The sequence below is a fragment of the Desulfobulbus propionicus DSM 2032 genome (genome assembly GCF_000186885.1).
Classification (GTDB): domain Bacteria; phylum Desulfobacterota; class Desulfobulbia; order Desulfobulbales; family Desulfobulbaceae; genus Desulfobulbus; species Desulfobulbus propionicus.
Genome location: NC_014972.1, coordinates 3,285,419 through 3,299,353, shown reverse-complemented (window position 1 = coordinate 3,299,353; position 13,935 = coordinate 3,285,419). Strand labels below are relative to the sequence as shown.

Annotated in this window: 11 protein-coding genes; 5 read left to right on the top strand and 6 right to left on the bottom strand. The window is 58.9% G+C overall.

Features of this window, described 5'->3' with window-relative positions:
• Positions 1-87: 87 nt before the first annotated feature.
• Genes DESPR_RS14350 through DESPR_RS14330 form a run of 5 tightly spaced genes read right to left on the bottom strand, consistent with a single transcriptional unit; the run spans position 88 to position 3,216 of the window.
• A complete protein-coding gene (locus tag DESPR_RS14350) occupies positions 88-927 on the bottom strand; it encodes a hypothetical protein (RefSeq protein ID WP_015725519.1) in 840 nt (279 codons plus the stop codon).
• On the bottom strand, positions 924-1,145 hold the full coding sequence (locus tag DESPR_RS14345; protein WP_015725518.1) for a hypothetical protein: 222 nt from the start codon (positions 1,143-1,145) through the stop codon (positions 924-926). Before DESPR_RS14345 ends, DESPR_RS14350 begins: the two co-directional genes overlap by 4 nt.
• A gap of 55 nt (positions 1,146-1,200) precedes the next feature.
• Entirely contained in the window at positions 1,201-1,815 is a 615-nt protein-coding gene (locus DESPR_RS14340) for a DUF4881 domain-containing protein (protein WP_015725517.1), read from the bottom strand.
• 24 nt (positions 1,816-1,839) lie between these two features.
• Positions 1,840-2,895, bottom strand: a complete 1,056-nt coding sequence (locus tag DESPR_RS14335; protein WP_015725516.1) for a sulfite exporter TauE/SafE family protein — start codon at positions 2,893-2,895, stop codon at positions 1,840-1,842.
• Positions 2,896-2,916: 21 nt separating this feature from the next.
• Positions 2,917-3,216, bottom strand: a complete 300-nt coding sequence (locus DESPR_RS14330; RefSeq protein ID WP_015725515.1) for a DVU0150 family protein — start codon at positions 3,214-3,216, stop codon at positions 2,917-2,919.
• A 331-nt stretch (positions 3,217-3,547) separates the two neighbouring features.
• Here DESPR_RS14330 and DESPR_RS14325 point away from each other — a divergent pair, with 331 nt between their 5' ends.
• The gene (locus tag DESPR_RS14325; RefSeq protein WP_015725514.1) at positions 3,548-6,097 is read left to right on the top strand and encodes a sigma 54-interacting transcriptional regulator; all 2,550 of its coding nucleotides are present in this window, start codon (positions 3,548-3,550) and stop codon (positions 6,095-6,097) included.
• A gap of 197 nt (positions 6,098-6,294) precedes the next feature.
• Here the strand turns inward: DESPR_RS14325 and DESPR_RS14320 are convergent, their stop codons facing one another.
• Positions 6,295-7,785, bottom strand: coding sequence for a fused MFS/spermidine synthase (locus tag DESPR_RS14320; protein ID WP_015725513.1), 1,491 nt, complete (start codon positions 7,783-7,785; stop codon positions 6,295-6,297).
• Between the two features lie 237 nt (positions 7,786-8,022).
• Here DESPR_RS14320 and DESPR_RS17505 point away from each other — a divergent pair, with 237 nt between their 5' ends.
• The 4 genes from DESPR_RS17505 (at position 8,023) to DESPR_RS14300 (ending at position 13,933) form a co-directional block, all read left to right on the top strand.
• Positions 8,023-9,249 (top strand): sensor histidine kinase, encoded by a 1,227-nt coding sequence (locus DESPR_RS17505; protein ID WP_015725512.1) that lies wholly within the window; start codon positions 8,023-8,025, stop codon positions 9,247-9,249.
• Positions 9,246-10,640, top strand: coding sequence for a sigma-54-dependent transcriptional regulator (locus DESPR_RS14310; protein WP_015725511.1), 1,395 nt, complete (start codon positions 9,246-9,248; stop codon positions 10,638-10,640). Before DESPR_RS17505 ends, DESPR_RS14310 begins: the two co-directional genes overlap by 4 nt.
• 271 nt (positions 10,641-10,911) lie before the next feature.
• Positions 10,912-12,132, top strand: a complete 1,221-nt coding sequence (locus tag DESPR_RS14305) for a response regulator (RefSeq protein WP_015725510.1) — start codon at positions 10,912-10,914, stop codon at positions 12,130-12,132.
• Positions 12,133-12,163: 31 nt separating this feature from the next.
• Complete coding sequence (locus DESPR_RS14300; RefSeq protein WP_015725509.1) at positions 12,164-13,933, top strand: sensor histidine kinase; 1,770 nt, start codon at positions 12,164-12,166, stop codon at positions 13,931-13,933.
• Positions 13,934-13,935: the final 2 nt, after the last annotated feature.

The window sequence follows — 13,935 nt, the reverse complement described above, 5'->3', positions numbered from 1 at the left end:
ACAGACGGACACGGTGCCCGTTACGGATCACGCCCTGTTATGCGCCTGTAATCCCTACAAAGCATGGCTGGGGTTGTCAATTCTTTTTCAAACGGCGGAGCTGCCCCTCTCCGAGCCATTCTGCTTGCTCTCGACCTGGACACAGGCGACATCGCCCAAACGCACATCAATGGACTGACTGATCAGCAGCAAGACCTCGCCGTTTTCACAGTTAATCACCTTGGCTGCGCCCAAAAGCTCGCCAGATGGTCGATAGACTGCCCCGTCCATGCCGGGTTGGAGGGCTCGGCCACAGTGAAGTTCACAGGTTATTTCCGTGCCTCGTTCCGTCTGGCGGAGCTTGTAAATTTCGCCACAGTGGTGGGTGTGGAGATGCCGCGCCCACAAACGTCCGAAAAGGAAATTGGCCGCCATCCCCGCGATGCCGCCCAAGGCGAAGGCAACGGCGACGACGAAGGGGCTCACTCCGGTCAGCCGGGTCAGGAGCGAAGGCGAATGGGCATTGAGGGTGGCCTGGTCGGGCCAAACGCGGACATTGAAGACCAGCGCGGGATTCTGTTTTTCGCCGTAGGGGTCCTTGACGCGAAACACATGGTGGCCTTCCTGGGCATGGGGATCGACCTCGATGGCTCCGCGCCACATCGACCCGCCGAACCAGTATCCGGAAAAGATGGTTTTCGGGATGAGGCGAACCGAGCCATCATCGGGCTGGCCATCGATGACAAAATCCCTGATTGCCTCGGTTCGTGGCGGCAGGGGGCCGCTGATGAGATAGTGATCGCCGGGGAGGAGTTCGATTAGCCCCCCCCCGCCCCGGAAGCCGCCCACAAGCGCGTCGGCCAGGGACAGCAGGGCCGCCACCAGCAACACCATGGCCACCAGGCCAGCGCGTTTTTGCCAGATGACGAATCCAAAGCCTGCGGTCATATCGAGGTGTTGCAACGGCTGCGGAGGAATCGTTTGCCGATGCACCCGAGGATCAGCGTGGGGATGAGCAGGGAAAAGATGGTCTTGAAAAAGGTGAGATTAAAATCGTCCGGATAAAGCGAGGCGCGATACATGGCGATGAACAGGGCCAGGACCACCAGGCAGTTGATTCCGATCACCAACAGTTTGTGCAAGAGAAAGAAAGTATAGTCCGACATGGTCAACCTCTCGGTGGAGCAGCGGGCGGGATGACTCCCGCCCGCTGTGGAGCCTTTACTTCTTGAAGATATCGGTTTTGGAGATGTTCATGAACCGCAGCGATTGGCCAGCTGTCTTGTAGTAGAGCCGTACTTCATCGCCTGCGTCCCAGGTGCTGTCAGGATAGCTGAAGTACTGGTCCGGGACCGAGAAGGTGCAGAGCATTTTCTGGCGACCGGAGTAAATGGTGATGGTCTTCTTCTCTTTGTCCACGGCCGGGAACTTCTTGGCCTTCTTCTCGGCCTTGTCATACACCAGCGGATGCTCCTTGTCGACGGGCTGTTGCAGATCCACGATGGTGATCGGCACCTCGACGATTTTCTGGGTATTGGTGTCGAAGATCACGATGATTTTCTTGTCCGTGTCCAGCTTCAAACGCTGCCCGGCCTTGGGTTCGGGGCCTGTTTCCTTGGGATCGGTCGGCAGCTTGAACACCGAGGGAGGCAGGACATCGTACACCGGTTTCTGGGGATCCATGGCGCTGTCATGGATCAGGGTAACCTCTTTCTTGTCCTTGTCAAAGGCGATGGCCCGACCTTGTTCCACCTTGCCGTAATCTTCCTTGCATGCCGTGAGCGTCATGGCCATGGCGGCCGCGGCCATGGTGAGCAGTATCTGTTTCACGTTCATTCTGGTCTCCTTATGCGATCCGGATTAAATTTTCTGTTGTTTCATGGCCAATTCCTTCTTCACGCCCTGGACCATCTTGATGAAGATGTAGGCCGACATGGCGGTGATCAGGCCAAGAACGGTGATGGTGGCCATGTTGTTGAGCAGATCCTTGTATTGCGGCAGCCAGGGTTGGACGAGCTTCATCAGGATGGAGGCCATGCAGCCGAGAACCGCGTAGCCGAAGATGATACGGATGCCGTAGCCCTTGATGTACTTGGTGGCGACCGCGCCAACCTGGGCACCCATGGCGGCGCCGACGAGCATGACCATGGCGGCGACCAGTTCGGTCCGGCCCTTGAAGGTATAGGTGGCTGCACCGTACAGACCGGAAATGGCCACTTCAAACAGGTCGGTGCCGACGGCAACATGGGTCGGGCAACCGATCATGTAGATCAGGGCGGGCATACGGATCAGACCGCCGCCGATACCGAGGATACCGGCCAGCCAACCGGTAAGGAAACTGACGAAGATCGGCAGCCAGGCGGAGCAGTAGATGCCAGCGGCCTTGAGATGGACCATCGGCGGGATCTTGATCTTGTGCAGGGTCTTGTGCCACTCGACACCGGTGGCGCCGGCTTCCAGGGTCTCGCCTTTTTCAGCGGCAGCCTTCTCTTTGGCCTTGCGTTTGGCCACATCGTGGAAGACGGTCCAGGCAATGAACAGCAGCAGGCCGACATAGATCCAGCGGACAACCTTTTCCACCGAACCAAGGCGCTCCAGCCACATAACCATCTGGGCGCCGCACTCGAAGCCGACCACCGTGCCGACCAGCATGATCATGCCGAGTTTGTAGTCAACGTTGCCGAACTTGCCGTGCCGCATGGTGGAGATGAGTGATTTTCCGGCCATGTGGGCGATGTCGGTGCCGATGGCAAAGGCCATGGGGAAACCGAGAATGTTAAGGCCGGGGGTCACCATCCAGGCACCGCCCATGCCAAAGAAACCGCCAATGATACCAACGCCGATACCGAGGATAATGAGGCCGGGCCAGAAAATCTTAACACCGGCAATGGGCATGAGAATATAAAGCCAGTCCATGAGGGTCTCCTTGAAATCGAATTAATGTTCAGCCAGTTCGCGGGATTTCAGATCGATGCCGATCCAACCCATGATGATGTCCGCTAGGACACCGAAGATCACGCCGGTGAGGGGAATGATGATGATGGTCAGGATCATGAAGTACACGTGACTTTCGTTGTACAAGTTGGCCCACCAAGCCATGATGCCGTCCAGTTTGCGCGTATCGGCAACAATGACAATGGGGGCGCTTTTCCCGCCACCCGCCGCCAGGGACAGGCTCGGAGCAAACAGCACCAGGGTCAGGAACGCCCACCATAACCGCAGTAATCGTTTCTTCATTTGTGTTCTCCTCTTTTGATGTCTTGCTTGTTGGCTTGTGCATCCCGGCAGGTCTGGTGCCGGGTTGGTCACGAATGGGATCTGAGCGCTACCAGTTGGGGGAGACTGGGCGCTCAGATCGGCTCTTTTTCTGCAACGGGGGAGTGCGTTTCCCGGTTCAAGAAAACAGCTGTCAGTGTGTAAACAAACCGTGTGCCAACTTTTTGTGCAAATGAATATATTTAAAATTTCAAAGAGTTGTGATTTTGCCATTGCGCTATTGCGCGTTATCTGGTAGCGAAAAAAAAGCCGTTCGTGATGCGGCGTGATTGTTACGCAAGGAGAACGTCAAATGCGCTACTCGCATCCCCCCCTGCTGAACCCGTTGATCCGGGTCGATGGGTCGATCTATTCCTGGAGCGTCGGCAAGTTTCTGGTGCTCTTGGGCACTCTGCTGGTGGTGATCATCCTCTCCGCCACGGTGATCGTCACCTATCACATCGTTTCCTCCTATCTCGACCAAGCCTATTCGAGAAATGCTCAAGTGCGGGCTCTAGCGCAGGCGCACGAGATCAACCAGTTGCTGGTGGCGGCCCGATACGAATTGGAATATCTCACCCGTCTGTCCCTCACGCCGGAGTCAATCAGCACTCATCTGGCCGCCAAATCAGCCGAGGAGCGCAACCGCTATCGTGAAATAGCCTTCCATGGTCAGACCGCCGAGGAGCGTTTTGTCCTGGTCAACACCGGAAGCAGCGTGATCCCCGTGCCCATTGATCAGGCCATGGGGGCAAAATTCGGTATTTTTTCCAGTCGCGATCTGTTGACCGGCAAGCCGGCAGGGTACATTCAGATCGGGGAACCCATGGAGGTGGTCTACCCGTCGGTGCATGTCGAGGGAAAAATGAGCGCGCTCAACATGCATGTCATCCGTCTGACCACGCCGGTCTATGACGGCAGCAAGACCTATAAAGGACAACTGACACTGTCGATCGATCTGCCCCACTTGCGCGATATCATCTCCCTGCATACCTCCAAACAGTCGCCGCTCTTCCTCTTTCCCCAGGAAAGCGAGCATAAAAAAAGTTTTTTCTTTGATGCCGCGGGCTGGCTGCTGTTCCAATCCGAATCTCCCGACCGACAGCAGGCCGATCTTTCCGTCGATCTCTTGCGCATGGGATTGCAGGGAGATGTGGGGCGTCCTGGATTCAGCACCGCCTTTCGTCCGGGCTTTGCCCACGATCTCTACTGGGCGATGGTGTCCGACGTCCAGGCCGGAAAATCGGGACAGATATTGGTCACGCGTCCGTTTATCGCGCCGTCCGGGAGTGATCGATCCCTCTATCTCAGCTATGTGCCGATTGTCTTTGAGGAGGGCGCGGGGACACGGCGTATTGTCGGCGGTATCGGTTGCATCGACACCAGTTTTGTGTTCATGGCCTCCACCTACCGGATTGCCGGAACCTTGAGCGTTTGCGTGGCACTTGGCGTCATTCTGGTCTTCATGGCCATGTATTTTGTCAGTCGCCGTATCGCGCGACAGCTCGAATTGCTCGCCGAGGCCGTCGATGTCAGGGCGGGTGGAGACGATCCTTCACCGCTGGCCCTTGGACCGCTGTTTGCGGAGATCAACCAGTTTCAGCGGTCCATCAATATCCTGCTTATGCAATTGCATATTGCGCGAAGTGATTCGTTGTTGCGCGAAGGGCTTGTCGAGGATGATCGCATGCGTCAGCGAGTCAATTTGGAGAAGGAGATGCGTGATAATCCGTTGCTTGATGCGCGATTGCTGGCCATGCCGCTCTACGGGATTGTCGGCGGCAGTCAGGCGGTTGGAACGCTCCGCCAGCAGATCCACAAGGCGTCGCGGGTCCTGGCGGACGTATTGATCGTTGGCGAAACCGGGACGGGGAAGGAGCTGACCGCCGAAGCCATCCATTCGGTCAGTCACCGGGCCAAAGGGCCGTTCATTTCCATTAACTGCGGAGCCTTGGATGAAAATCTGCTCATGGATGCCCTGTTCGGTCATGTCAAGGGCGCCTTTTCTGATGCCCAAAACGAGCGGAAGGGCGCTTTTGTCGCTGCATCGGGCGGTACCCTGCATCTCGATGAGATCGGCAATGCCTCCCCCAAGGTGCAGCAGGCCTTGCTGCGAGCCTTATCCGTCCGCCGGATTCGGCCTCTGGGATCGGATCAGGATGTCGCCTTTGACGCCCGCATTATCGCCGCCACTAATGTTGACCTGCTCCAGCTCTCTCTGACCAGTGATTTTCGGGAAGATCTCTACTACCGCCTGGCGGTGATCACCATCAATACGCCGCCGTTGCGTGAGCGGAAGGAGGATATTCCGGTACTGGTCAAATATTTCCTCGATGAACACATGACCCTCTCAGGGCTGGACCCGGTGGGGATCAGCCGTGGTGCCCTGGAACGATTGCTCAGTCATGACTGGCCGGGAAATATCCGTGAGTTGCGCAACTGTATCACCCGCTCGCTGGCTTTTGCCGAAAGCGATCTGCTGCTCGCTCAGCATATTCTCTTTGACGAGCGAGGCGTCGAGCTGGAAGGTGACGACGCGCCGGAGAACGAGTCGTTTCCGTCCGCACTGCCGCCCACACCCCCTGCAAAAGCCCTGTCTGCCCCGCCAGCCAACGAGGCTGAAGCAGAACAGCAGGACATGGGCGTCCCTCCCGAGTTGAATATCAGGCAACGCAAGGCCTGGCCTCTGATTGTCAAAAATGGCGTCATCAGCCGCAGCGAGTATCAGAAGGTGGTGGGGGATGCCGTTTCCGTTCGCACGGCTCAATACGATTTGCACGACTTGGTCGACAAGGGACTGATGAAGAAGTCGGGCCGGGGGCCCTCCTCAAAATATCTGCTCGCCACCTCATCCCCGCATTGATCCGCCATGCTGTCTTCATTCTTCTGAAGATGAACAATCGCACATTCGCCTTTGTCTCTACGGATACATGACAACTTGAAAGCGAAGTGGCATGGGAGGCCACTCTGGGTGTATCGGGCAACGGTGTGAAGGCGCTGCGCGATCAATGGCGCCGGGGAGTGAGCACGGACGATTGCCGACGGTGATCTGGACCGGGCTCAGGAATCGCTGTGCGCGGTCAATCCTAAACCAAACTCGCCAATGTAGCGATCCACCGGGGCATACTCGTCGGTGAAGGGAGGGGGATGGTTATCGGGTGGGGGCAGAGCGTGGGTAAGCATCCGCCGCAGGGAGGGATCCTTGGGCTCGTTGGTGGAAAGCTCGCCCTTGCCGGCGACGAGCAGCATGTTCTGCCACAAGTGCTTGTCGGTGGGATCGACCACCGCATAGGCTTGGACCGAGGGAAAAGCGGCGCGGAAGGTGGCATGCAACGCCTTGTAAAATCGGCTCGACACCCCTTCGGTGGAGGCTAGCAGGTTCACCAGGACAACGCCGTCCGCCTTGAGAGCGGAATGCATCAGGCCGATGGCCTCGACGGTCACCAGGTGAAAAGGGATGGAGTAGTGCGAGTTGAACACATCGCACAGGATCACATCGTAGGGGTGGTCGACTTTTTTAAGAAAGGTACGGGCGTCTTCCTCGATGATGGTCAAACGGGGATGGTCGGTCAGGCCGAAGTGGGTCCGCGCCAGGTTGGTAATACCTGGATCGAGTTCAACCACGTCAATCCGCAGATCCGGGTACCGGGCCAAGGCGTATTTGGGGAAGGAATAGCCCCCTCCGCCCAGCACCAGCATGCGGCGTGCCGTGGGATGGTAATGCTCGATCAGCCGATAAAAACGCGTGTAGGGCAGGGCCAGTTCGGTAGGATTGTCCAGGTACATGGCCGATTGCCGCCCCTGAGGCCCGGTGACCATCTCCCGCATCAGTCGGTCCGTGCCTTCTTCCTTGCTGGTGTAGACCAAGACCCGGTTGTAGGGGGTATCCCGGTCGAGGAATCCCAGTTGCTCAAGGCGTTGATCCTGGAGGCGGCAGAGGGCGATGGCCAGCAGAAAAAGGAACAGGGAGACGCCCTTGATGGCTTTGTTCGAGGGTTCGGCCAACCATGAAGCCAGGACGAGGAAGGCGGCTGTGATGAAGAGAATCGCGGTGCTGCCCACCCAGGCGATGAGAACAAACCCGGCGAGAAAGGTGCCGACTATGGAGCCGATGGTGGAGAGGGCATAAAGGCTCCCTGCCGTGCGTCCTGTGTGGTCGGTGTCGTGCAGGCAGAGGCGGACCGCAAAGGGCGGCACCATGCCGAGCAGGATCGCCGCTGGCGCGAACAGGGCAACGGTGGCGGTGATGGCCACGGCGTGCAGGTTGCCCGTGCCTTGAAGAAATTCGAGGATCCAGCTCTTGGACAGGCCAATGGCGGCGGTGGACCAGGCGGCCATCAAAACAATGCGCCCCAGGAGATTGGGGCGTGGCGATCGGTCGGCGAGTACCCCACCCCACCAGGCCCCGAAGCTGAGGCTGGCGAGGATGATTCCGATCAGGCTCGTCCAGACGACCAGGGAGGTGCCAAGGAAGGGGGCCAGGATGCGCGAGCCGGTGAGTTCGATGATCATCAGGGCCGCGCCGCAGAGGAAGATGCAACAGTGGAGCATGGCAAACAGGGGGTTGGGGCTGGTCGTTCAATTCGGGAAGAGAGAGTCCCGTGCCGCAAGCGCATTCTTGCAGGCAGAGTTACAGGACAGCGGCCCATTTATCCACAAAAAAGCGCTGATGTTCCTAGAGGTGGGAGCGAGGTCTGAAATTCTCGGTTAACGCTGTGTAAAATTGGTGACGAGCGAGAGGGCCTGCGGGTACTATCCGGCTGTCCTTGACCAGCGGGAGGAAGAACGATGCATGATCAGGCAATAAAAATACTGGAAAAACAACGGCAGGACCTGGTTGTTCGGGTGTTGCGGAAACACGAGGAAATGGAAGCCAGCCGCTCGTTCACCGAGCGGATTTTGGCGGGGATCTCCGAGTTGTTTCTTCTGCTGGACCAGGAATTTCAGGTTATCCAGACCAATCGTGAGTTCCTCGAACGAACCGGTTTTCTTCTGGACAGCGACCAACAACTGGCCTTGGAAGATCTGGTGCAGCCGGAGACGGCCGAAGCAATCCGCCAGGCTTTTGCCAAGGGAGAGTTCACGGAATTCGAAGCCCATCTCAAAACCGCCAAGGGCACCGGTCTGCCTGTGAAGATGCGTGGTTCGACCCATGTCAACCCCAACGGTCTGGTGCTGCATATGCTGATCTGCTCTGACTGCAGTGAGTTCTACGATCTGATGGCGCAGATGCAGGAGGGGCAGAAACAGCTCATCCATTCCAGCCGGCTGGCCAGCCTGGGGGAGATGGCAGCCGGTGTCGGCCACGAGCTGACCCAGCCGCTCAACGCCATCCTGCTTTTCGCCCGCAACTGCCTCAAGGCCCTGGATGCACCGGGCGACCACAAGGACATGCTGCGGGAAAATCTGCAGATCATCATCGACCGGGTCAACAAGGCCTCCTCGATCATTGCCACCATGCGCAGCTTTGGTCGCAAGGTCGAGGAAGAACAGGCGCCGCTCGATCTGAACCAGATCATCCGCAAGATCCTCAAGTTTCTCGAGGCCCAACTGCGCCTGAGCGAGGTTTTTCTCGATTTGCGCCTGGACGACCACCCCTGCGTGGTTTTGGGGGTCGAGGTCCGCCTCGAACAGGTGTTTCTCAACCTGGTGCAAAACGCGGTCCAGGCCATGGGGCGGGTGGTGGTTCCCCGCTTGACCATCACCAGCCGGATCACCGACTGCCTCAATCTGACCACCATGCAAAAGGAGCCCTATGTGCTGGTCACCGTGGCCGATAACGGTGAAGGCATCCCCGAGGAACTGCAGAAAAAGATTTTCGATCCCTTCTTCACCACCCGCGAGGTCGGCACCGGCACCGGGCTGGGGCTGTCGATCGTGGATCGTATCGTTCGCGGCTTTTCCGGTCATATCGAGGTGGAGAGCGTTCCCGGCAAGGGCGCCTGCTTTTCCGTCTATATTCCCCAGTATCGGCCAGCGCCGACAACGGAAGGCCCGCGCCAGGAGGAGCGATGAATACCGATCAGGAGACAGTTCCGGTCCCGGAGATTCTGGTTGTCGATGACGACCTCTATCTGCTGGCGGCCATCAAACAGACTCTGGTGCTCAACGGCTATGCGGTGCGGACCTTTGGCAATCCGCTGGAAGCCCTGGCAAGCGTCGACGGCCATACCTATTCGGCGGTGCTCGCCGACATCCGCATGCCGGAGATGAACGGCATGGTGCTCCTGGAGCGGATGCTGGCCAAGGATTGCGATCTACCGGTGATCCTGATCACCGGGCACGGCGATATCAGCATGGCGGTGGAGGCGGTCAAGAAGGGAGCCTACAACTTTTTGCAAAAACCGGTGGATGAGGAGATGATTCTCGCCACCCTGGCCCGGGCTATCGAGCGGCGGCAGCTGGTGCTGGAAAATCGCCGGCTGGAGCGGCAGCTGATCGCCACCCGCCAGGGCCGGTCCCGCTTTTACGGGCTGGTGGGCAGCCATCCTTCGATGCTCAGTCTGTACAACCTGATCGAGGCCGTCGCCAAGGAGAACGATCCGGTGTTGATCGTCGGCGAAACCGGCACTGGCAAGGAACTGGTGGCCCGGGCCGTTCACGACATCGGCCCACGGCATGCCCTGCCCTATGTGGCGGTCAACATGGGGGCCATTCCCTCGGAGATGATCGAATCCGAGCTGTTCGGCCACGAGAAAGGAGCCTTCACCGGGGCCATCCAGCGCAAGGTGGGCACATTCGAATATGCTGGCGAGGGCACGCTCTTTCTCGACGAGATCTGTTCCATGCCGACGCAACTGCAATCCAAATTGCTGCGGGTGCTCGAGGATCGCACCTTTTGCCGCCTGGGCAGCAACACGGTCATTCCGCTCAAGGCGCGGATCATCGCCGCCACCAACCGCGACTTGCGGGCCGAAATCGACAAGGGCGCCTTCCGCCAGGATCTCTATTTCCGCCTCAATGTCCTGCCGGTACACCTGCCGCCACTGCGCGAACGCAAGGAGGACATCCCGCTGCTGGTCGATTATTTCTGGAAGGAGTACTGTGACGGCCAACCCGGCGAGGTCCGCCCCTGCTCGCCGGAGCTGATCCGCGAGCTGATGGCCCAGGACTGGCCCGGCAATATTCGCGAACTGCGCAATGTTGTGCGCCGATACTGCGTGTTGGGGGGGCGGGACCAGGAACAGGGCGGGCAATCCCTTGCCGTACCTGATGTCGAGACCCCCTGCCTGCCGTGGAAGGACTACATGGACCAGCAGGAGCAACTGTATGTGGAGCAGGTTTTGCGGCAGGTCGGCGGTCAGGTCAGCCTGGCCCACCAGCTGATGGGCATCTCCCGCAAGAGCCTCTACGACAAGATCAACAAATACGGCATAGCGTTGCACCGATTCCGGGAAAAAAGCTGAGAAGCAGCCCTTGCCGGCCGGCCGGACCCTTTGTTCCAAAACGTTTCGAACCATTTCGGGTGTTTCGCGGTGTTCTGTTGCGTTTCGTCCTCCGGGGGCGACGGAAAGGGAGTGCGGGGGGTAACTGGTTGAAAAACTGAGATACTGAATAGTGGCCCGTATCTTGCTTAATGGATAACGAACGATTGACGTCCAGGGATGGAGCTGCGGCCCGGCGGCCGTGCCCCCTGCGACCCGGAGCCACCACGAGCGTATTTCCAAGGAGGAACGCATGTCCGTTATTACCTTAATGTGCGGCAGTTACTGCCAGGGCGAGCAACTGGTTTCCCTGCTCAGGGAACAGGTGCGCTACAGTGTCATCACCGACGAGGAGATTGTTGCCAAGGCGGCCGACATGTCGGCCATCAGCCGGAAGAAGATCGAGAATGTGCTGGCGAACAAGCCGTCGATCTTCAACAATATCACCCACGAAAAGGAACGGGCGCTGGCCTGGATGAAACTGGCCATGGCCGAGACCTTGTTGGAGGCGGACAACACGCTGATCCACGGACTGACCGGTCATCTGATCCCCGACGAGATCACCCATGTGCTCCGGGTCTGCCTGATTGCCGACATGAATTACCGCCTGGTCCAGGCCGGTCGAGAAACGCAGGTGAGCGAGAAGGAGGCGGTGGCGCTGATCCACAAGCAGGACAAGGAAAAGGCGGCGTGGACCGATACCCTGTTCGGGCAGCCCGATCCGTGGAGTGCCTCGTTGTACGACTTGGTCATCCCGGTGGACAAGATCAAGCTGGAAGAGGCGGTCAAACTGGTGGTGGAGAATCTGCGCAGCGAGGTGATCCAGCCCACCAAGGCATCCAAGAGGGCGGAGCGTGATTTTGTGCTGGCGGCTCAGGTGGAAGTGGCCTTGGCCCGGCAGGGCCATTTTGTCAGCGTGGCTGCCCGTGACGGCGCGGTAACCCTGACCATCCATCAGAACGTGTTGCTGCTCAGCCGTCTCGAGGAGGAGCTGAAAACCATCGCCGGCTCGGTCGACGGCGTGACCTCGATCGAAACCCGGCTGGGCAAGGGATTTCACAAGACCGATATCTACCGCAAGTACGACTTCGAAACGCCGCGGCTGCTCCTGGTCGACGACGAGCGCGAGTTTGTTCAGACCTTGTCGGAGCGGTTGTCGATGCGGGATATCGACTCGGCGGTGGTCTATGACGGCGAGTCGGCCCTGGATCTGATGGCCACCGATGACCCGGAGGTGATGATTCTGGACCTGAAGATGCCGGGCATCGACGGATTCGAGGTCCTGCGCAAGACCAAGGAGACCCGTCCCAACGTGGAGGTGGTGATTTTGACCGGCCATGGCTCGGAGGAGGACAAGGCCACTTGCATGCGGCTGGGCGCCTTTGCCTATCTGCAGAAGCCGGTGGACATCGACGAGCTGAGCGCCACCCTGAAACGGGCCTACGACAAAGTGCGGGCACACAAGAGAGCCTGACGGTCGGCGCGCGGGCGAAAGGAGGGCGGCCATGTGGTTGATTGACAAGTTCATCCCGGAATTCTGGCACGACGGCGATGCCTCGGGGATGTACAAGCAGCTGTTCAACTACCGCCGCCTGTGGAAAGAGGCGGCGCTGATTTCGGTGGTGATCGTGTTTCTGCCGCTGGTCATGCTGACCGCCTACGAGTACAAGGTGACCAAGGCCACCTTTGAATCCGAGGCCCTGGCCCGGGCCAGCCGGTTCGTGGCCAAGACCAGGCGGACCGAATCCTTTCTCCTGTCCAAGAAGCGGTTCGCCCTGGAATTCATCATCCATGACAATACCTTTGAGCAGCTGCTCCAGCCGGGGCGGCTGACGGTCCTGCTCGAGAACCTCAACCGCGGTTTGGGCCTGTTTGCCGATCTGGGGGTGATTGATGCCGCCGGCATCCAGCGTGCCTATTCAGGGCCCTTCCACCTGGAGAACGCCGACTATTCGTCCCAGCCGTGGTTCAAGGAGATCCAGAACAGGGGTATCTTCATCAGCGACGTGTTCATGGGGCTGCGTAATCTGCCCCACATTGTGATCGCGGTGAAACGGTCGATGCCGGGCGGATCGTTTTATGTGCTCCGGACCTCGGTGAGCATCGAACGGCTCACGGAAATTCTCTCCCATGAACAGACCGGCGAGGTCGGTGACGCCTTCCTCATCAACCATGAGGGGGTATTGCAGACGCCATCCCGCTATTTCGGCGAGGTGCTCGGCAAGGTGCCGCTGGCGGTCCCCGAGTTCTCCGATCATACCGAGGGGTATCAGCTCGAGGGCATGCCGGTGCCGGGTGCCGCCGACACACGGTTGCCCGAGACGGTGGCCGACGGCACCCTGGTGGTCAGTTACGCCTATGTGGAGAATTCGCCGTTCATCCTCATGCTGGTTAGCCCCAAGGCGGAGCTGATGGCCCAGTGGCGGCAAACGCGGATGAAGATCCTGATCTTCCTCTCCTTTACCGTGGGCATCATCCTCCTGGTCCTGCTGTGCGTGGTCACCTATCTGGTCAACGCCATCCACACCGCCGACCAGAAACGGGTGATGATGCTTCACGAGATCGAGTATTCGGAGAAGATGGCCAGCATCGGCCGGCTGGCGGCGGGGATCGCCCACGAGATCAACAATCCGCTGGCGATCATCAACGAGAAGGCCGGGCTGATCCAGGATCTGTTCATGATCAAGGAGCAATACAAACAGGATGCCAAACTGCTGGGGCTGATTGCCTCGATCGTCTCCTCGGTGGAGCGGTGCTCGGTGATCACCCGCCGCCTGCTCAGCTTTGCCCGCCAGTCGGAGGCGACCGTCACCCGGATCAATCTCCACAAGATCATCACCGAGGTGCTCAGCTTTCTCGGCAAGGAGCCGGAGTATCGTTCGATCACCATCAAGATCGACATTGACGACGGGATCGAGGATATTGTCAGCGACAAGGGGAAGTTGCAGCAGGTGCTGCTCAATATCATCAAAAATGCCTTTGCTGCGGTGGAGGATGGCGGTAACCTGGGAATCGCCGTCCGCAAGGCGGGGAGCGGCGCGGTGGAATTGTCGATCAGCGACGACGGCTGCGGCATTCCGCCGGAAGACCTGGCCAAAATTTTCGAGCCGTTCTTCACCACCAAGGGCGGTCGGGGCGGCACCGGCCTGGGATTGTCGATCACCTACGGCTTGGTCAGCGAACTGGGAGGAACCATCCGGGTGACCAGTGAACAGGGCAAGGGCACCTGTTTCATCATCACGCTGCCGCTCACCATGGCGGAGCACAAGGGGTAAGC

Coding starts and splice junctions, on each gene's coding strand:
- DESPR_RS14350 (WP_015725519.1), bottom strand. CDS start 927: ATGACCGCAGGCTTTGGATTCGTCATCTGGCAAAAACGCGCTGGCCTG.
- DESPR_RS14345 (WP_015725518.1), bottom strand. CDS start 1,145: ATGTCGGACTATACTTTCTTTCTCTTGCACAAACTGTTGGTGATCGGA.
- DESPR_RS14340 (WP_015725517.1), bottom strand. CDS start 1,815: ATGAACGTGAAACAGATACTGCTCACCATGGCCGCGGCCGCCATGGCC.
- DESPR_RS14335 (WP_015725516.1), bottom strand. CDS start 2,895: ATGGACTGGCTTTATATTCTCATGCCCATTGCCGGTGTTAAGATTTTC.
- DESPR_RS14330 (WP_015725515.1), bottom strand. CDS start 3,216: ATGAAGAAACGATTACTGCGGTTATGGTGGGCGTTCCTGACCCTGGTG.
- DESPR_RS14325 (WP_015725514.1), top strand. CDS start 3,548: ATGCGCTACTCGCATCCCCCCCTGCTGAACCCGTTGATCCGGGTCGAT.
- DESPR_RS14320 (WP_015725513.1), bottom strand. CDS start 7,785: ATGCTCCACTGTTGCATCTTCCTCTGCGGCGCGGCCCTGATGATCATC.
- DESPR_RS17505 (WP_015725512.1), top strand. CDS start 8,023: ATGCATGATCAGGCAATAAAAATACTGGAAAAACAACGGCAGGACCTG.
- DESPR_RS14310 (WP_015725511.1), top strand. CDS start 9,246: ATGAATACCGATCAGGAGACAGTTCCGGTCCCGGAGATTCTGGTTGTC.
- DESPR_RS14305 (WP_015725510.1), top strand. CDS start 10,912: ATGTCCGTTATTACCTTAATGTGCGGCAGTTACTGCCAGGGCGAGCAA.
- DESPR_RS14300 (WP_015725509.1), top strand. CDS start 12,164: ATGTGGTTGATTGACAAGTTCATCCCGGAATTCTGGCACGACGGCGAT.